Source organism: Idiomarina xiamenensis 10-D-4 (assembly GCF_000299895.1).
In the GTDB taxonomy this organism is placed as follows: domain Bacteria; phylum Pseudomonadota; class Gammaproteobacteria; order Enterobacterales; family Alteromonadaceae; genus Idiomarina; species Idiomarina xiamenensis.
On record NZ_AMRG01000002.1, the window covers coordinates 242,121 to 261,645 of the forward strand.

Annotated in this window: 15 protein-coding genes, 2 tRNA genes and 3 pseudogenes; 10 read left to right on the plus strand and 10 right to left on the minus strand. The window is 48.7% G+C overall.

The window, feature by feature from the left end; translation table 11 throughout:
* Positions 1-209: 209 nt before the first annotated feature.
* Positions 210-983, plus strand: a pseudogene (locus tag A10D4_RS14530) (PAS domain-containing protein); the annotation flags it as partial.
* 165 nt (positions 984-1,148) lie between these two features.
* Positions 1,149-1,517: pseudogene (locus tag A10D4_RS14535) on the plus strand (methyl-accepting chemotaxis protein); the annotation flags it as partial.
* Positions 1,518-1,610: 93 nt separating this feature from the next.
* Here A10D4_RS14535 and A10D4_RS14330 read toward each other — a convergent pair.
* From A10D4_RS14330 to A10D4_RS02460, 4 genes are read right to left on the minus strand one after another with little or no spacing between them, the layout of a single operon-like run.
* Positions 1,611-2,129 (minus strand): TolC family protein, encoded by a 519-nt coding sequence (locus A10D4_RS14330; RefSeq protein WP_237738514.1) that lies wholly within the window; start codon positions 2,127-2,129, stop codon positions 1,611-1,613.
* Positions 2,086-3,003, minus strand: coding sequence for a TolC family protein (locus A10D4_RS02450; RefSeq protein WP_237738515.1), 918 nt, complete (start codon positions 3,001-3,003; stop codon positions 2,086-2,088). Before A10D4_RS02450 ends, A10D4_RS14330 begins: the two co-directional genes overlap by 44 nt.
* Entirely contained in the window at positions 2,993-6,139 is a 3,147-nt protein-coding gene (locus A10D4_RS02455; protein ID WP_008487517.1) for an efflux RND transporter permease subunit, read from the minus strand. Before A10D4_RS02455 ends, A10D4_RS02450 begins: the two co-directional genes overlap by 11 nt.
* Before the next feature lie 9 nt (positions 6,140-6,148).
* Complete coding sequence (locus tag A10D4_RS02460; RefSeq protein ID WP_040502328.1) at positions 6,149-7,411, minus strand: efflux RND transporter periplasmic adaptor subunit; 1,263 nt, start codon at positions 7,409-7,411, stop codon at positions 6,149-6,151.
* A gap of 502 nt (positions 7,412-7,913) precedes the next feature.
* Here A10D4_RS02460 and A10D4_RS02465 point away from each other — a divergent pair.
* The 7 genes and pseudogenes from A10D4_RS02465 (at position 7,914) to A10D4_RS02495 (ending at position 13,574) form a co-directional block, all read left to right on the plus strand.
* Complete coding sequence (locus tag A10D4_RS02465; protein ID WP_008487519.1) at positions 7,914-8,525, plus strand: TetR/AcrR family transcriptional regulator; 612 nt, start codon at positions 7,914-7,916, stop codon at positions 8,523-8,525.
* A 148-nt stretch (positions 8,526-8,673) separates the two neighbouring features.
* Entirely contained in the window at positions 8,674-9,642 is a 969-nt protein-coding gene (locus A10D4_RS02470; RefSeq protein WP_008487520.1) for an AraC family transcriptional regulator, read from the plus strand.
* 109 nt (positions 9,643-9,751) lie between these two features.
* Positions 9,752-11,132, plus strand: a pseudogene (gene trhP, locus A10D4_RS14540) (prephenate-dependent tRNA uridine(34) hydroxylase TrhP).
* The gene (locus A10D4_RS02480; protein WP_008487524.1) at positions 11,129-11,323 is read left to right on the plus strand and encodes a 4Fe-4S binding protein; all 195 of its coding nucleotides are present in this window, start codon (positions 11,129-11,131) and stop codon (positions 11,321-11,323) included. The pseudogene trhP and the gene A10D4_RS02480 overlap by 4 nt, the downstream one beginning before the upstream one ends.
* A 102-nt stretch (positions 11,324-11,425) precedes the next feature.
* On the plus strand, positions 11,426-12,925 hold the full coding sequence (locus A10D4_RS02485) for a PepSY-associated TM helix domain-containing protein (RefSeq protein WP_040502267.1): 1,500 nt from the start codon (positions 11,426-11,428) through the stop codon (positions 12,923-12,925).
* Positions 12,922-13,290 (plus strand): hypothetical protein, encoded by a 369-nt coding sequence (locus A10D4_RS02490; RefSeq protein ID WP_008487526.1) that lies wholly within the window; start codon positions 12,922-12,924, stop codon positions 13,288-13,290. Before A10D4_RS02485 ends, A10D4_RS02490 begins: the two co-directional genes overlap by 4 nt.
* Complete coding sequence (locus A10D4_RS02495; RefSeq protein ID WP_008487527.1) at positions 13,284-13,574, plus strand: DUF3325 domain-containing protein; 291 nt, start codon at positions 13,284-13,286, stop codon at positions 13,572-13,574. The genes A10D4_RS02490 and A10D4_RS02495 overlap by 7 nt, the downstream gene beginning before the upstream one ends.
* 70 nt (positions 13,575-13,644) lie before the next feature.
* Here A10D4_RS02495 and A10D4_RS02500 read toward each other — a convergent pair whose 3' ends face one another.
* Entirely contained in the window at positions 13,645-15,819 is a 2,175-nt protein-coding gene (locus A10D4_RS02500; RefSeq protein ID WP_008487528.1) for a TonB-dependent siderophore receptor, read from the minus strand.
* Between the two features lie 147 nt (positions 15,820-15,966).
* Entirely contained in the window at positions 15,967-16,464 is a 498-nt protein-coding gene (locus tag A10D4_RS02505) for a DUF3750 domain-containing protein (RefSeq protein WP_420196175.1), read from the minus strand.
* A gap of 168 nt (positions 16,465-16,632) precedes the next feature.
* Here A10D4_RS02505 and upp point away from each other — a divergent pair, with 168 nt between their 5' ends.
* Positions 16,633-17,262 (plus strand): uracil phosphoribosyltransferase, encoded by a 630-nt coding sequence (gene upp, locus A10D4_RS02510; protein ID WP_008487530.1) that lies wholly within the window; start codon positions 16,633-16,635, stop codon positions 17,260-17,262.
* Here upp and A10D4_RS02515 read toward each other — a convergent pair.
* The 4 genes from A10D4_RS02515 to A10D4_RS02530 all read right to left on the minus strand — a co-directional run bounded on the left by A10D4_RS02515 (position 17,259) and on the right by A10D4_RS02530 (position 19,488).
* Positions 17,259-18,113, minus strand: coding sequence for a hypothetical protein (locus A10D4_RS02515; protein ID WP_008487531.1), 855 nt, complete (start codon positions 18,111-18,113; stop codon positions 17,259-17,261). The genes upp and A10D4_RS02515 overlap by 4 nt on opposite strands.
* Before the next feature lie 351 nt (positions 18,114-18,464).
* Positions 18,465-18,782: a hypothetical protein gene (locus A10D4_RS02520; RefSeq protein WP_008487532.1), complete on the minus strand. Its 318-nt coding sequence runs from the start codon at positions 18,780-18,782 to the stop codon at positions 18,465-18,467.
* Between the two features lie 477 nt (positions 18,783-19,259).
* Positions 19,260-19,346: transfer RNA gene (locus tag A10D4_RS02525), tRNA-Leu, on the minus strand.
* Positions 19,347-19,414: 68 nt separating this feature from the next.
* Positions 19,415-19,488: transfer RNA gene (locus tag A10D4_RS02530), tRNA-Cys, on the minus strand.
* Positions 19,489-19,525: the final 37 nt, after the last annotated feature.

A 19,525-nucleotide genomic window follows, 5' to 3' on the forward strand; every position in this document is an offset into this window, starting at 1 on the left:
TCCATCGATCATGTGTTTAATAGTCTGCGGTAAAACAGTGTATTACGCTATACGGTTTACTCAAGTTTACGTTATCAAGAAACAATACGTTGTTAAGGTCATACGGGATTATGAGAGGCTACAACAAGATATATTTTTATTACTGAATGTTGCAATCGTAAATAACTGAATCTACTTTTAATTGAATGCTGATTAAAAAAACAAAACATATGTTTTTTCATAAGAAAAAAGACCAACAAGAAGAAAATAATATTGCAACAATTACAACTGACGGGAATTGCGATGTAATTAAAGCTATCAAAAAACATGTCGCGTATATTGAGTTTTCACCTGACGGCTTGATCCTTAGTGCAAATCAAAAATTTCTTGACGTCTTTGGTTATACAATTAAGGAAGTTCAACATAAACACCATCGTATGTTTTGTCCTAAAGCGATTGTCGAATCACCGCACTACACAGATTTTTGGCATCAGCTAAAAGCCGGACATGCTTATTCAGGAGAAGTAGAGCGAATCACAAAAGCAGGACAGAGATGTTGGCTAGAAGCATCGTACTTTCCGGTTTCAGATCAATCAGGGCAAATCGTTAAAGTTGTGAAGCTGGCTTCCGACACCAGTAAACATCACAACGATTTAACACAAAAAACAGCGCTCATCAGCGCGCTTAACCGCTCTATGGCTGTCATTGAATTTGCCCCTAACGGTACAATACTTTCTGCTAACCAAAATTTTCTAGATGTTACTGGCTACCAAGAGAGCGATATTATCGGTGAGCATCATCGAATATTTTGCTTCGATGACTTTTATAAAAAGAACCCTAATTTTTGGCAAAAACTGGCCAACGGGCAATTTTATACGGGTCGCTTTGAACGGAAACATCGCGACGGCCACCATATTTGGTTAGAAGCAACTTATAACCCCATCACCGATAGTCATGGTCAAGTAACTCGGGTCATTAAATTTGCAACCGATATCTCTCAGCGCGTGCAGGTTGTTAAAAATGTAACGCAAGAAGCCAGCAGCACTCTAAGTGTTATTTCTGCGCGCTCTCACGACTCGCAGGAAATGCTTGAAAAGTCGGTATTAGCCTCTGATGAACTTAATACCAAAGTTACAACTATTACTGCTGTTTCAGAAAAACTAAACGAACAGTCAGTCGATATTGTCGACATTGTGACAACCATCAATGCCATCGCTAACCAAACCAATTTATTGGCTCTCAACGCGGCTATAGAAGCAGCACGAGCTGGTGAGTCAGGACGCGGTTTTGCAGTTGTCGCCGACGAAGTCCGTCAATTAGCCTCACGAACCACAGAAGCGACCGGTAGTATTGAAACTGTGGTGGGAGCCAATGCCGAGTTAATTAGGAGTATTAGTAGCAACATGGCTGAAGTTGCTGATGCTGCCGCGCGAAGCCAAAACGAAGTTGGCGCGGTACATGATAGCTTTTCTAAATTGGATGAGGATTTGGCAGCTTTTAGTGACTTAATGCAACAATTGCGGCAAATCGTCGAATAAGCAAAAAAAGCCCCGCAAATGCGGGGCAAGTCACTACCTCATGGTTGGACAACCGTGCTTGAGGATACTCGATAAATTTATCGTAATAGCGCATTAACGTACGACTATGGCACCAGCGAAGCTTTGATAAATATCGACCAAACGATTGAAGCTTTGCTGCTGTAATTGTGCTAATTGATTGCGAGTCGCCAACAATTCACGCTCACTGTCGAGCAAGGTCAAGAACTCGCCGCTACCCGCCTCATAACGCGCTTGTGCGATATAAACCGCCTTACTATTTGCTTGCCATTGCATTTCAGTTTGCAAGTTCTGTTCGCGACTAAAGCGATAGCGCTGCAGTGACAATTGCATCTCTGCTAAAGCGTCAAAAACTGCCTGTTCAAAATCCGCTAACGCACCGGCTTGGCCGGCTTCGGTCGCCTGTAAACGTGCTTTTAAAGACGGATAGTCAGCAACTTGCCAACTCAGTGTCGGCGCCAGTGACCAACTTTCAGTGGCGCTGGATAAGGTCAATCCCGGCGCCGATAAATAGCCCAAAAAGCCCGATAACGACAATTGCGGATACCAATCAGCCGTAGCCACCCCAACATCGGCGGGAGTGACGTTCGGCACTGGCAACATCGGGTCGGTAACGCAAGTAGTTGACCTCCGTCGTTAACGCCAACGGTTGCGACAATTCTGGCAACGCCGCCTCGCCAGCAATTTCCAGCTGCGCTGGTGTTAATGCTAATAGCGCCGCTAAGGTCGCTTTGGCGGTGGCTAATTGCGCTTGAAACACCGGCACCTGTGCTTGTACTTGATGTTGCTGAGCGTCGATTTGCGCTAACTCCAAGTCGGATGCCATGCCTACTTTGGCGCGAGCAGCAATGATGTCTTCGCTTTGCTGCAAGTTATCCAGATTTTGCTGCGCCACTTGTAAGCGTATTTGCGCACCGCGATAATCGCCATAACTTCTCGCCACCTGTGCAATCAGCGATAGCTGCGCCTCGCGCCAAAGAAACTCGGCACGTTCAGCATTGGCTTGGGCCGCTTCGCTAGCGCGCTGTAAACGACCAAACAAATCCAAATCCCAGCTCAAGCCCAAGCCATTACGATAACCGCGACTAATGACCTCATCGTCGGCTGGCGCTAAGCTCTCATTTTGGCTGACTTGATAACCGCTTTGCAGTGCGCCACTGGGCAATTGTTCGGCATCTTGTTCACGCAGCATCGCATAAGCTCGTGTGACATTGGCACGAGCGCTGCGTAGCTGACGATTTTGCTCAAGCGCACGCTGAATGAATTGTTGCAACTGCGGATCGTCAAACGCCTGCCACCAATCCAACAAGTTAGCATGCACCTGATAATGCTCGCTCACACTCACCTCGCCGACATGAGTGGGTGCCTGATAATCAGGCCCTACCACACATCCGCTCAGCATTGCCGCCAAAGACAGCCCGGCAAGCGGTGTTAAATAACGTTTTTCGAGCCATCCATTAAGCATCATCACGCTCCTTTTGATTGTCGTTGCGACGCGCCATGGCGTAATAAAATAATGGCGTCAGTAGCAATCCAAAAATGGTCACACCGATCATCCCTGAAAACACCGCTACGCCCATGGCTTGACGCATTTCAGCGCCAGCGCCGCTGGAAAACACCATCGGAACAACCCCCATAATGAATGCAATTGAGGTCATCAGAATGGGTCGTAAACGTAGTCGCGCTGCTTCTAAAATGGCTTGCATGCGATCACGTCCTTGCGCCTGCAGTTCTTTAGCGAACTCAACGATCAAGATAGCGTTTTTAGTGGCAAGCCCGACTAAAACAATCAAACCAATTTGGGTAAATACGTTGTTATCACTACCGGCTAACAACACCCCACTTAACGCCGACAGCAACGTCATCGGAATGATCAAGATAATGGCTAATGGTAAGCTCAAGCTCTCGTATTGCGCCGCCAGCACCATGAACACCAACAAGATCACCAGCGGATAAATATACAGGCCAGCATTACCCGCCAAAATCTGCTGATAAGTCAACTCGGTCCACTCGTAACTCATGCCGTTTGGCAAGGTGTCGGCTAAAATCGCTTCAATCGCGGCTTTTGCTTCTCCTGAGCTAAAACCTGCGGCGGCACCACCATTAATTTCGGCAGTAATAAAGCCGTTGTAATGCATGACGCGATCAGGGCCAGCGCTATCTTGCACATTCAGGAAGCTGCCTAATGGCACCATTTGCCCCTGCTGATTAGGCACTTTTAACTGACGAATTTGTGCCGCATTTTGACGAAATGCCTCGTCAGCTTGCACGTTCACCTGATAAGTGCGGCCAAACTGATTAAAGTCATTCACATAAATCGAACCTAAGTAAGCCTGCAGGGTTTGAAAAATGGTATCGATAGCAACGCCCTGCTGTTTTGCTTTAGCGCGATCGATGGCCACATCTAACTGCGGTACATTGACCTCGTAACTGGAAAAGACGCCAGCGAGCTCGGGTGTCGCCCAGGCTTTCTGTATCACTTCGCGAGTCACTTGATACAAACTGTCATAACCTAATCCGGCACGATCTTGAATTTGTAAACGGAATCCACCAATGGTCCCCAAGCCCTGCACCGGCGGCGGTGGGAAAATCGCGATATAAGCATCGTTAATGCCTGCAAACTGTTGATTCAACGCCGCTGCGATGGCGTTAGCCGATAACGCCTCGGACTGCCGTTGTTCAAAGTCGTCTAGACCGACGAATACGATGCCGCTATTGGGGCTGTTGGTAAAACCATTGATACTTAACCCCGGAAACGCAATCGAGTTAGCGACTCCCGGATAGTCCAACGCCAAACTCGACATTTGCCGAATGACCTCATCGGTACGCGTCAGTGAAGCACCATTGGGTAACTGAGCAAACGCCACCAGATATTGTTTATCCTGTCCCGGCACATAGCCGGTCGGTGTGGTTGCGAACTGTACCCCGGTTAATGTCAGTAAGCCGACATAGAGCACGGCGACAATGGCACCGTAACGGATGACCTTTTTCACAACGACGCGATAGCCCACCGACATACGCTCAAAAAATCGGTTAAATGGCTGAAATAACCAGCGCCCAAACAACTTATCTAATAATCGTGTTAAACCATCTTTGTTGGCGCCACGAGGCTTGAGTAACAACGCCGACAAGGCCGGGCTAAGCGTTAACGAGTTGATCGCCGAAATAAAGGTCGAAATGGTGATAGTCAACGCAAATTGTTTATAAAACTGTCCAGTTAACCCTGACATAAACGCCGTCGGAATAAACACCGCAGCCAATACCAAAGTGGTCGCAACGATGGGACCGGTGACTTCTTTCATCGCCTGCTGGGTCGCTGCCAGTGGCGATAACCCCTCCTCGATGTTGCGCTCGACGTTCTCAACCACCACGATGGCATCGTCAACCACAATACCGATGGCGAGTACTAAACCAAATAGCGATAAAGCGTTTAAAGAAAAACCCAGTAAATGCATGAAAGCAAAGGTACCGACCAAAGATACCGGCACCGCCACTAACGGGATGATCGAGGCGCGCCAGGTTTGTAAGAACAGCACCACCACCAGCACCACCAGCAATACCGCTTCTAACAGTGTTTGCACCACCGCTTTAATCGAACCACGCACGAACACCGTAGGGTCGTATACGATATCGTAAGCTAATCCCTCGGGGAACGCCGCCGACAGCTCTTGCATACGGCTGCGAACGTCATCAGAAATCTGAATCGCGTTGGAGCCCGACGCTTGGAAAATCGGAATCGCTACCGCCTCTTTATTATTTAACAGCGATCGTAGCGCATAGCTTGACGCGCCCAGTTCGACTCGCGCCACATCGCGCAAATGACTGATCTCACCGTCGTCGCCAACAGCAATAATGATGTCTTCAAATTCACTGACATCGGTTAACCGCCCTTTGACATTGATCAGCAACTGAAAGTCGGCGTCGCCGGTGGGCTGTGCCCCCAAACTACCGGCCGCCGCTTGCTGATTTTGCTCGCGAATAGCTCGCACAATATCAGCTGGAGACAGACCCAGTGCGGCAACTTTTTGCGGATCGAGCCAAATACGCATGCTGTATTCACCGGCGCCAAATAACTGCACGTCTCCAACGCCATTGATACGCGCTAACTCATCCTTGATGTTCAACGCCGCATAATTAGATAAATAGAGCATATCGTAACGATCGTCGGGCGACGTTAAATGCACCACCATGGTCAGATCGGGCGAGGATTTCTCGGTCACCACGCCTAATCGCTGCACTTCTTCAGGTAACCGCGGCAAAGCACGATTAACACGGTTTTGCACTTGTGTTTGAGCACGATCAACGTCAGTACCGATGGCAAAAGTAATGGTTAACGTCATGCGGCCATCGGAGGTCGCTTGAGACGACATATACAACATATCTTCGACACCGTTGATTTCTTGTTCCAGCGGTGACGCCACGGTTTCACCAATCACCTTGGGGTTGGCACCCGGGTAATTGGCGGTCACCACCACGGTCGGTGGTACGACTTCGGGATATTCGGTGATCGGCAGTTGCCAAACGGCAACCAAGCCGGTGATAAAAAACAGTAATGAAATCACCGACGCAAAGATTGGACGGCGAATAAAAAACTGCGAAAACATGAGCGCTCCTTAACCGCGTTTATCTTGACTAAGCAATTGCGCCGTCAGCTTGTCATGAGTCTGCTGTAAGCGTTGCTGAGCCTGACGTAAGGCTTTTATTTGTTGCTCCGAAGCCATTTGCACCGGCTGCGGTTGTACTTGCATATTCGGTTGCACGTGCTGCAGGCCGTTTAACACCACGCGATCGCCAGCACTCAAACCACTGCTAACAATACGTAACCCTTGTAACCGTTCGCCTAGCGTCACCGCGCGATATTGCACGTGATTGTCTTTATCGAGCACCAGCACGTACTTATTATTGAGATCGGTGGCTATGGCTTTTTCATCGATCAAAATACCATCGTAACTGGCACTACCCGCCAACCTGACGCGCACAAACAGGCCGGGCAATAAGCTTTGTTCACTGTTATCAAACGTGGCTCGAATGCGAATGGTGCCGGTGCTTTGATTGATGCGGTTATCGACAAAGTCGATATAACCTTGGTGTTGGTAACGAGTTTCGTCAGCCAGCGCCATATACACGGGGTTACGTTGACTATCGCGGGTGCTGGGACGCTTGCCCTGCTGCGATAGTGCTAGGTACTTCAAGTAACTTTGTTCGTCCACGTCAAAATAAGCGTACATTTTGTCGGTCGAAACGATGCTGGTTAGCGCGGTTTGTCCGGCGTTAACAAAATTACCTGCGGTGATTTGCGCATAGGATACGCGACCGCTAATGGGCGCACGCACATCGGTGAAGGCTAAATCCAATTGCGCCCGCTCTAACGCCGCCTTGAGCGCCGCCACCTGCGCTGACGCCTGTTGCTGCTGCGAGGCCCGGGTATCGAGTATCTCGGCAGAAATGGCGCGTTGTTCACTGAGTTTTTGTGCGCGTTGCAAGTCATTATTAGCAAGTTGTAGTGCGTACTTAGCGCTATCTAACTCGGCGCTTAAGCGCGCTACTTCGGCTAAGAATGGACGCGCATCGATTTGCAGCAAACGATCGCCCGCCTTCACCATCGCGCCTTCAGTAAAAAATACCTGTTCGATATAACCGGAAACCCTTGGGGTTACGGTGACGGTCTGCGGTGCTTGTAGCCTTCCAGTAAACTCATCCCATTCGGTAATCGGCTCAGCAACCACTTGTGCAACACTCACCGTGGGCGCATTGGCAGCCGATTGCTGTTCAGTCTGTTGCGACTGTCCGCAAGCACTTAAGACTAACGCGGCGAGCACACCGACACTCCAATGTTTGACAGCCGAATACGGGTGACGACGCGACTTGTTATTCATAGTAAAGCTGTTCATGGTATCCCTCGCTGATTCACAAAAAGCTGGTAACAATAATTTTGTACCACTTGGTAAATATCTGGTGTTACTATATAGCAGCAGTAAATGCTGTCAATTATTTTTATACCGATCGGTAAAATTGATTAATCCGATTAAACTTTTCCATCTTCGCGTCGTCAAAGTACTGTCTACAAACGACAGGCAAAAAGTGCTGACTGACAGTATTTAAGAACGGCGACTGGACGACAGTTAGGTTTAATACAACGTTAGGAACAACAGGCTGTACAGAATGCTCAGCCTTGACGGTAGTGAGAAGTATAAGCGTGGCAAGTGCGGTAATGCCTGCCAAAAACTGGTCAGCACTTGCCTAATTCTATAAAGCTGCTGAGCTAAGCGATCTCAGCGGCTCGCTGGCTGTCAGTGCGTGATGCTGGACAGTCACGCTAACAGTGCTTACTATAGCAGCCGTCAGCCCAGCTTGTATGGCTGCCAAAGGAGGTAACCCATGACCACAACAACGTCAGCAACCTGTAGCGGGCGGCCGCGTGAATTCTGTAAAGAAGAAGCGTTAGGCAAAGCCTTGGAGCTATTTTGGCGGAATGGTTACGAAGGCACCTCACTCGCCGATTTAACCAAAGCGATGGGGATTAATAAGCCCAGCCTGTACGCCGCTTTCGGTAATAAAGAGCAGCTTTTTTTGCAAACTATTGATTTGTACGAAAAACTGCCGGATGCTTATTTTTACCCAGCGTTAAAGCAACCAACCGCCTATCAAGTGGTGGAAACCATGTTGCGTGGAGCCGCCGATCGGATGGCCAATGCCGAGCATCCACAAGGCTGTGTAGTAGTACAAAGCGCGCTCTCTTGCAGCGATGCCTCGGCTGCTGTACGAGCAGCGCTGATTGAGCGTCGCCAACAAGGCCAACAGGCATTACAGCAACGTTTTGAGCAAGCACAAGAAGCCGGCGATCTGCCCCAACAAGTCGACGCTTGCACGCTATCTCATTACATTGGTACGGTGCTGCAAGGCATGTCCGTACAAGCGAATAACGGCGCCAGCACGGCCGAGTTGTGCGCGGTCGCCGAGATGGTATTGGCTAACTTCCCACGTCAATGATGCGGCGTGCTGACCTAAGCAAACCCAGCTTAACCGCTCAGTGGCGTCAAATCCTACAGGATACTTGCCTGATCCTACAGTGGCGCTAGCCGAAACCTCGTTGCTTTCACTATACTGGTCGCTACTGTAAAACTTCAGGAAGGTGTGCATGTCAACGATTCAACTGGGTGCTTCAGCCAAGCCATCGCTAACCCCTACAGACTTGTCTACCCGTATGGACCGGTTGGTACACCGTTTACTACCGCTATTGGTCGAAGATGGCATGACAGAAACCGCTATTGACGACATTAGTTTGATGCGGCGAGACCAGCCTTCAGCGCCGCAAGCTATCGTTTATCGACCCGCCGTTTGTTTTATGTTGCAAGGTGCCAAAGAGCTACAAGTGGGTAGCTCATCGGTTACTTATGCGCGCCTGAATTACTTATTGATACCGGTGATGATACCGGTATCGGGTCGCGTATCGCTGGCATCACCAGCGCAGCCTTATGTTGGCCTTAGTTTTAATTTTGATATCGCCGAATTACACGAGCTCATGTTACTGCTGGGCGATCGCATTCCCGCCGCTAAAACCAACCATAGTGGGTTAAGTGTCGGCACCATGGATGCGGACATGATGCAATTACTGGAGCGTTTGGTCGAGCTGCTGGAAAAACCCGACGATGCGGCCGTGTTACTGCCTTTGATCAAACGCGAAATGATGTATCGTTTATTATTAGGTGAGCTAGGCGGCCAGCTACGTGACTTTCATTTAATCGACAGTCAGGCGGGCCGTATCGCACAAGTCATCGAAATGCTTAAACAGCGTTTTCATGAACCTTTGCGGGTCAGAGATTTAGCAGACGCTGTGCATTTAAGCGAATCCGCGTTGTATCAAGCTTTTAAATCGGTAACCGCGATGTCGCCGATTCAGTTTCAAAAAAAATTGCGCTTAGACGAGGCTCGACGGATCATGCTATTTGAAGGTATGGATGTCAGTAGTGCTTGTTACCAGGTGGGTTACGAAAGTCCATCACAGTTTAGTCGTGAGTACAGCCGTTTGTTTGGCCGTTCGCCAAAGGCTGATATCGATTACTTTCGCCAGTTGCCTGACACCACACTCAACCAGATGGTCAGTTAGGGTAAAGCTTTTCGTCGTCAACACTGCGCTGGGTCAAGGTTACTAACGCTGATTTTGGTTATGCTACAGCGCTAGTTGTAGAACACCGACAATCAGCGTGAGTTTGACCATGACATTGCCTGCTAATAGCGCTACCCCTAGTGCTGCTAATCCCCCGCTTAACGGTCCTGAATTATTGTGTCCTGCGGGTAATCCCAACGCCATGAAACTGGCTTTCGCCTATGGCGCCGACGCCGTTTATGCCGGTGAACCACGTTACAGTTTACGGGTTCGAAATAACAGCTTTACTCTACAAAATTTGGCTGAATCAATCGCCTATGCACACGCCCAGGGTAAACGCTTTTACGTGGTCGTTAATATCGCTCCTCACAACGCCAAACTGACGCACTTTGTTAGCCATATGCAGCAGATTGTCGAACTGCAACCAGACGCCTTGATCGTGTCGGACCCGGGCGTAGTGATGTTGCTCCGTCAGCATTTTCCGCAGCAGCCGCTACACCTATCGGTACAGGCCAACACCGTGAACTGGGCGGCGCTACAGTTTTGGCAGCAACAGGGCATCGAGCGCGTGATCTTATCGCGCGAACTGTCATTAAAAGAAATCGGCGAGATGCGCACAGCCGTTCCTGATATGGAAATCGAGGTGTTTGTGCACGGTGCGCTGTGCATGGCCTACTCGGGTCGCTGCTTGTTATCTGGTTACATTAATAAGCGCGATGCCAACCAAGGCACCTGCACCAATGCCTGTCGCTGGCAATACCAAAGCCAAGCGGCGGTAGCCGATGCCTGCTGCCAACACCAGCGTGCCAGAGCCAGTACTACTGAGCGAAGCACAACGCCCCGATGAGTTAATGTTATTAGATGAAGATGAGCATGGCAGCTATATCATGAACTCTAAAGATCTACGCGCCGTCGACTTAGTCCCCGAACTGGTCAACATCGGCGTACATTCACTCAAAATCGAAGGCCGCACTAAATCCGACTACTACGTGGCGCGCACCACCCAAGTCTATCGTCAGGCCATTGACGACGCGATGGCCGGTAAACCGTTTGATCCGGCGTTATTAGCGCAACTAGCCGGCATGGCAAACCGTGGCTTTACGCACGGTTTTTTACAACGGCATAGCGCCCAAGACTTACAAAACTATCAGCAATCGCACAGCGTCGGTAATGAGCGATTAGTTGCTCAATTAGATCGCGCCAGCGATAGTCGTGGCGACTATTGGCTCGACGTTAAAAACGGTTTTAATAGCGACGATAAGCTGCTGTTAATGACGCCACAGGGTAACCACACAATCACTGCCGCGACCATGCGTAACGAACACGGCGAGCGCTTGCTACGTGCACCCGGTTCAGGGTATCGGGTCCAGCTAACCCTACCTGCGGCGATTCACCAAACACTGCGCGATAGCGAGCTTAGCTGCTGCTTTATTATTCAACAAACATCGGCTAACAGCGATACCCCGCTGCTACAGGAGTCGGCACCATGATCGTCATCAACGAGGTGTGCATTAACTGCGACATGTGTGTACCGGAGTGTCCAACCGAAGCTATTGGTATGGGGCCACAACACTATCAAATCGAGCAAAACCTCTGTGTCGAATGTGAGGGCTATTACCCGCAACCCAATTGCTATGCGGTATGCCCCATTGATGCGGTCGACATTATCGCAGATAACTAAATGATAACTATTTTCATTAATATTCAGTTGTGGTGTAATACGGGGCTGCGTTAAACCAAAATAATAAGCACCCTAAACATGAAAGTCCGTTTTAGAGACAGCATGACTTGGCTTCATACTTGGGCCGGGTTAGTCGTAGGCTGGGTTTTATTTGCGGTATTTTTAACCGGTACCCTGGCCTTTTTTCAACATGAGATCACGCAGTGGATGCAGCCTGAATTGCAGCACCGCGCAACGCCCGAGCATGCGGTCGAGCAAGCGCAGCAATTTTTACAGGAACGCGCTTCCGATGCACCAAGCTGGTCGATTACCCTGCCCGATGAGCGTTTACCAGTCACCGTCTTGTTTTGGCGCGATCCGAATGCCGAAGGCCGAGGTTTTAAGCGAGCAGTGCTTGACGGTGAAGGTCATGAGGTGTCACTACGCGACACCAATGGCGGTTATTTCTTATATCGCTTTCACTTCGATTTACACTATATGCCGGTATTCTGGGCACGATGGTTGGTCGGCGTCTGCTCGATGTTAATGTTGTTGGCTATCATTACCGGCATCGTCATTCACAAAAAGATTTTTAAAGATTTCTTTACCTTACAGTGGGGTAAGGGCCATCGCAGTTGGCTCGACGGTCATACCGTAACCTCAGTATTAGCGCTGCCCTTTCACTTGATGATCACCTACACTGGATTGGTGACACTGATGCTGATGTACCTATCGTCAGCAATCTCTTGGAGCTACGGCGACCGCGCTAGCTTTTTTAACGATTTACAAGCCACCACAGCGGTAAGCACTGGTGATAACAGCCCAGCTCCGATGACCGACCTGCAAGCTATTTATGACGACGCTCAACAATTCATGGCGGGCGCGCCAGTATCATTTATTAGCGTCAATAATCCAGGCCAAGCTCGCGCCAGTGCAACGGTTTACGAAGCCCCAACGCAATCGTTAATGTCGTCCTACCGCACGCTAGCCTATTCGGCGGTCAGTGGCGAACGCTTAAGCGCTGCCCCCATCGATAACACCGCCGAACTGACCCGACGTACCATGATCGGCCTACATGCTGGCCGCTTTGCCGGTACCGCCTTGCGTTGGTTGTATTTTATATCTGGCGTATTAGGCACGCTGATGGTCGCCACAGGACTGGTTTTATGGTTCGAAAAACGCCAGAAAAAGCTTGCCGCCAAGCAACGCTTACCCTTCGGTCATCGTTTAGTTAGCGGCTTAAACGCCGGTTTTCTGATGGGCTTGCCGTTAGCGGTAGCGGTGTATTTTGCCGCTAATCGATTATTACCGCTAACCTTAAGCAGTCGCGCCGACTGGGAGGTTCATAGTTTCTTTATCGCTTGGTTAGCTAGCGTGTTGCTGCCACTTTTTGTTGGCGTTAAGCGCACATGGCGTTACGGCGCGCTAGCCAATGCCGTGTTGTACTTGGCACTGCCTTTGATCAGCTTGCTCACCCTGGAGCGGCATCTATTCAGTTATCAGTATCCGCGTGATTGGCCACTGTTGGGTATGGATATGATGTTATTGGTTAGCGGCTTGCTATTTGTCTTAATGCACCGCGGCATCAGCCGCAAGCAAAGCAAACAGGAGGCCACGGTATGACCATTGCGCGCGGTATCAACAACAAATTGCCTTGGTTGCCGACCTTATATCGCTGGACATTAGCCGCGCTCGGCGGCTTTGCCTTGACCGTCTGCTTATCGGTATTTATTCCCGAATTAACCTTATGGCTATGGAATTGGTCAAAAGCGACGGTGCTGATGTGGATGTTATTGCTAAGCTTCGCTATTTACAGCGCCCTATTTATGTGGGTTATTGCCACGCGCAGGCTGTTACGCACCAGTGTTATTATGCTGGTTAGCGGCCTATTACTTTATGTAGCGATTGAAGGACTACAAGGCGCTGACGCTAGTGCTGAAACTGTCGCACTAGTGCAATTACAACCAATGGGAGCGCAGCCATGTTAGCAATAATCGCCGAAATTAGCGTTTGGTTATTATGTTTTATTGGCTTTGGTGCCCTTTGTTTGGCCATGCCAAGACACCGTAAGCAACTCGCCTTGAAAGTTTTAACTGACAGACGCGAAACCGGTTACCGTTGGCTCGGATTCACGCTCCTAGCCGTTGCCTTGCTACCGTTAGCCTGGCTGCCGATGGCCGCCGCCGACGCTTTCCTTTTTTGGGTAGGCGTGTTGACGATAGCAGCATTGTTTTATATCGCGTTATTGAGTATTCAGCAACTGCGTCGCTAGCCGTTTTTCATCGACTAAAAAACCCCGCTTATGCTGAATAAGCGGGGTTTTTGTTGGTCACGATAACGGCTTAGAAGTCGTAGTTAAAGCTTAATGTGACATTACGCGGCGTACCATAACGGTAGCTGCTGAAAAAGCCGACCTGACTGATATACTTTTTATCAAAAAGGTTAGCCACGTTAAGTTGCAGGTTCATATGCTCAGCTAACTGATAACGCGCCATCAGATTAACCAATGCATAAGATTCCTGTTCAAAACGATACGCCTCACCGGTCCCCGGATTGGTGCCCATCTGATAAATTTCATTTTGCCAATTAACACCACCACCAACAGTTAAAGCTGGCAGTTGATCAATAAACTGATAAGTGGTGAACAGTTTGATTTGTTTGTCCGGGTTATCGGTATTCACTTCATTGCCCGCCGCGTCCTCAGCTTTATACTGCGAGTAACCTGCAGAAATGTTCCAACCGTCTACCGGCTGACCGACCACTTCAAACTCAAAGCCTTTACTTTCAGTACCTTGCGCAGGGTAATAAGCGTTCTGCTGCTCTGGTGTAGGAATAAAGTCGGGGTCGCGTACCGCTAGATTATCTTGCTCAATCTGGAACAACGCCAATGAGGTATGCAAACGGTCATTCAAGAACGTGCTCTTTAAACCGATCTCGGTGCTTGAACCCTCTAGCGGATCTAAAAATTCACCGTCGGCATTTTTTGAGTTCTGTGGTTTAAAGATCTCGGTGTAACTGGCGTACAAACGATGCTGCTCGTTAATATCGTAGAGCACACCGGCGTACGGAATAAAAACGCCAGAGTCGCCGTAATCGGTGACTGTACCGTAGCTCACGCCTTGCCGATCCCAACTAGAAACACGACCACCGACAATCACTTTAAAGGCATCGGTCAATGACAAGCGCGTGGCCGCATAAAAACCTTTCTGTTCGGTGCTCAGGTCTTCGCCCGGACTTTCCGTTGATGACCATTGTGGCTCTTGCAAATCGGTCCACTGATAGAAGTTATCAACATCAACCCGGTCAAAACCTCCACTCATGTCACCGCCTATCGGATCAAAGGTCACCGCGTAGGCATCTTGTTCACTATATAAGGCACCAATGACGAGGTCGTGCTGCTGACCAAACGCCTGATATTGTCCCTTAAGCTGGATGTCGTAAGCGTTTTGCTCACTTTCCCCGACGCTACGATAACGCTGAGCATTCAAGCCTGCGCCAGTCTCTTTATCCAAGCTGCCGTAGACATACAGTAACTTAGAGTCTTTTTTGTAATCCAAACGGTTGTAGTTAGCGACTAACTGCCAGCCGTTACCAAAGGTGTGATTGAAGTTTAGGAAGTAGTTGGTATTGGTGCTTTCCCAACGCGTCCAGTCGGCGCCGGTAGTTTTTGACCATTCCCAGTTGGTTTCGGTGCCGTCTGAGAAAAACGTCGGTAACGCGCCCCAAGTCGCACCATGCGGGTCATTATGCTGATAGCTGCCGCCCACGCGCAACAACGTATCTGGCGTTAAGTCGGCCTCAAAGACACCATATAACGTCTCTTTGTTTTCTTCTAAGTAGTCAACGTGTGTTTCGCTGTCATGTACTTTAGCAACTAGGCGACCGCGCAGACTACCGCTGGCATTTAAACCACTAGCGACATCGGCGGTGACTTGCTTTTTGTTCCAACGACCCGCAGCAACGTTGACATAACCGGTCAAGTCGGTGCTATCGGCATGTTTACGAACCAAGTTAATTGAGGCTGACGGATCACCAACGCCAGTCAGCAAGCCGGTGGCACCACGGACAAATTCAATACGTTGATAAATTGAAACATCGGCGACCGTTTCGCCGGAATCACCACCGAGGCTCCATGACGTCGGTACACCATCGATCTGATAGCTATCGATACGGAAACCACGGGCGTAAAAGGAATTACGGACGTTATCGGTTTCTGCCGCTGACACGCCAACGGTGTTGTTTACCGCATCCATCACAGTATTTAAATGTTGGTCTTTAATACGTTCATCGGTGATCAAACTGACCGACTGTGGCGTTTCGCGGAGCGTTAGACCCAGCCCCGTCGCGGTATCGATACTGCGGCTGACGGTATATTTACCGACCACTTCGATACGTTCAATATTGTTGTCTTCAGTATTGTTTTTTTGGTTAGAGTCTTGCTGCCCAGCAGCAAGACTACTCATGGGGTGTAGCACCATGGCGATGGCTGCCGCTAGCGGAACGGGGCGAAAACGCATTATTATTATACTCCTGAATGTAGATGGACATTAACGGGAGCATAAATTATCACAATTGATAACTATTATCATTATCAATATTATTTGGCTTTTGTGGTCACGTCGACCATTCGTCAACACATTTTGACAAGTGGTCAGCCGATGAACCTAGTCGGCATAACCGCTGCCTATCGCGGTAAATGGCATATCTAGCTCTAATTCAGGTACTTGCAGACCGATCCAAGCGGGAAACGTATTGCTGTTCGGGCCTGGGAATACACGATATTCGTTAGCCCACGGGTAACGCTCAACAGCGGCTTCGATATCCGGAATTAAGCGCGCCGCCTTGTCGCCGGTTAGCGATAAAATTTTGCTCGGTTTAGCGCCGTACCAATAACGATCAGGAGTTGCTGTTTGATATTGCGTCAACGCTGGCAAACCGCGGTCGGTGCGCCATCCAACCACTTCGTAGACGCGATATTCGCTCGCATTCGCGGGCTTTAGTGCAAACCAAGTGTGCACTGCAAACCAGCCACGCCAACTAAACGCATCGGCAGCATAAAACTCAATCACGGCTGCTGAGGTTTGCGTAGGATCGGGCGCAATACCGGCTGGTTCACGACTAGCGTTACGCCAATCCGCAGTGGCGCAACCATTCATCAGCATCACTGCCAGCGCGGCGGTGGTTAAGCCTAGCCATTTTTTCATGTGGTATACCTCTTAACGATCTTCACGATCAAAAAATACAGCGGTCAGCGCGTCTTGAAACTGCTAGCATACGGGTTAATCGTCGCAGCAGCCAGTGCGTTAAAACCGTAGCAAGAGGAAAACTTTATGGGCTTAGCCATCATTCGCCATCCGTTAGTGCAACATAAATTGGGCATCATGCGTAAGCACGGTATATCGACCAAGAGCTTTCGTGAATTGGCAAATGAAATCAGCACCCTACTCACCTACGAAGCGACCAGCGACTTTGTCTTAGAGGACCACACTATCGACAGCTGGGATGGTCAGCAAATCCATGTGCAGCAACTGAAAGGTAAAAAGGTCACCATTGTTCCTATTCTGCGCGCGGGCATGGGGATGCTAGATGGTGTCACCAACTTATTACCCAGTGCTAAAGTCAGTGTAGTCGGCTTATATCGTGATGAAGAGACGTTACAACCAGTCAGCTATTTTGATAAATTCGTGAACGACATCGAACAACGTACGGCACTGGTCATCGACCCCATGTTAGCCACCGGCGGCAGCATGATCGCCACCCTCGATATGTTAAAAGACAAGGGTTGCCAAGACATTCGCGTGTTAGTTTTAGTCGCCGCGCCAGAAGGCGTCGAAGCGGTACTCGCCGCCCACCCCGATATCAGAATTTTTACCGCCGCACTCGACCAGAAGCTAAACCAACACGGCTACATAATCCCCGGTTTAGGCGATGTCGGAGATAAGATTTTTGGTACGCGCTAGCCTGCCGTAGACTTAGATTCAGTAACTGAAGTCACAACGCGCTTAGCGTCAGCACAGAGCGCGTTGATAAAACGCTTTGCTCGCAAGCGTTGATTGTCGCCAATGCCCTGATAGTGACGATAATAAAGTGCCTCCAGTTTATCCTGAAACAAATAATAGGCCCGCAAAGAAGTCGCATAACGTGAAAACGACGCTATCCGAATTTGTGCTTTACTGTTGGTGTTAATATTCAAGGAAAAGCTCTTGGCATGAGTCGCATAAATCTCATTGCAGTAGCCCACGGTGTAAGCTAAAACCTCCTCATCGAGCTCAGTCAGACCGATATCGTTTGTTTGCACAAACAGATGAAAATGTTCGTGAATAATGGTGTTAATGACATGCTTGAAATGGCTTTCGATCTGACCGCTATCACAGCCCTCAGCATCATCAATGGCGAATACCATGTGCAAAGGGCTTGAGCTGCCGATCGTCTTTTTACTGGTTATCGCGAAATTCGTTTTGGGCACAAGATAGATATTTAAATTGATACCGTCTAATAACAACGAAAACTCGTCAGCTATTAGCGAGCGAACCTTCTTTGCCAGCGCATGTTCGTTACTAAAGCATTGGTGTAAAGGCCTTGTCGCGAAAAACGAAAGTGCGAAAGTGTCATCATCAATCCCAAAGAGCTTAGCCGTCTCATAATCATCAATAGACTTAGCCGGTGATGAACTGTCCTCCCCCTGATAAGTAGACGTTAACGAGATCTGATTACCATGGAAACCAATCACCTGCGAGCTTCCAATAATCGACTTCTGCGCACAGCCGCTGACCAGCCAACATAGTATGAAAACACAGTTAACTTTACTCATCAGCAGCGACTACCTTACCAATAGCCAGCTAAACATCGACTAGCCACAGATTTCAACATGATCAGATACGCCCCCGCCGCTTGGCAGTAGAGTTTAGTGAAAAGCAATCATGATAAAGTGATTGTGGAGTTAGTTTTCCATAACGGGCGTAGGATTAACGTAGTTAGTGCTGAACATACCTAAATTAAGTTTGAATAAGGAAAAAGTAGGGGTAAACAATCAACGATGGCATTAAGCTTTAGCATTTAGCAACGCTATTAGCTGCGATGGCAACTTTAGTTTAGCTACAGAGCTACTGTAGCTATTAATTCCAGAGGAATAGTCCTCTAGTACGCCAGCTATATTATGTTTTTAATACTCTTCACCTTCGTCACCCACAACCTTGGCGTTTAATATTTGGGCGATCTTTTTAGCTTTTTTAAGCTGCGCTTTATCAGTACCAAAAGTTATTGAGCCATTTGAATAAGTAAAAGAGTACTTTTTCTTAAGAATTCGACTGGTCCAAACACAGCTGTTAGGAGTTGAAACTTTAATTTTTGCACCTGCCTGAGGATTTACAGCTATCGCTGTATTTTGAACCGACAATGATTTGTCCTGCTCGCACACAGCTAACCATTCTTCTACAGAGATTTGATTCTCACGTTCTATGTGCAAATTGTATCCGGCCATAGATACTCCTGATGCCAATAATAACAATGAGGCTAGGAATATTCGTATGCTCATAAGGAAATATAACGCCTAAATCAGCCACGCATGTCACTTCGTCGGCTGTATTTTTATTGTTAACCATTGTCGGAGCACCGAGCATGACTGTGTGCAGAACACCATGAGGCGCTTCAAGCGTACGCTCAGTTATTAAGAGCTTCGCTGCCTTTTCTCTCACCTAATAGAGAGAACGACCGCATGACTCCATCCCAACAATACATTTGAGAATATTATAATCCATCTTTATTTTCTATTATGGAATTGACATCAAACAACTTAAAAACACAACAAAACGCACAATATTGCGGAAGTGAATGTGCCATGCATCGTTAGCGAAGCCCACAATGACTAATAACGGGACGGTTAGTCACTATTGGAGTTAAACTGAAAGCTAGAGGTATTAAAGACTAGGAAAATTCAAGAACTATTCAATAAGAGGAATGGTGCCCGGGGCCGGACTTGAACCGGCACGCTGTTACCAGCGAGGGATTTTAAATCCCTTGTGTCTACCAATTCCACCACCCGGGCACAATTTGCAGAACGTCTAATTGTTCTGTGTACTGCTATTACTACTACAACTACGCTTGCGAGTTTTCTGGAGGCGGGTCCCGGAGTCGAACCGAGATCCACGGATTTGCAATCCGCTGCATAGCCATTCTGCCAACCCGCCAGAAAATTTGGAGCGGGAAACGAGACTCGAACTCGCG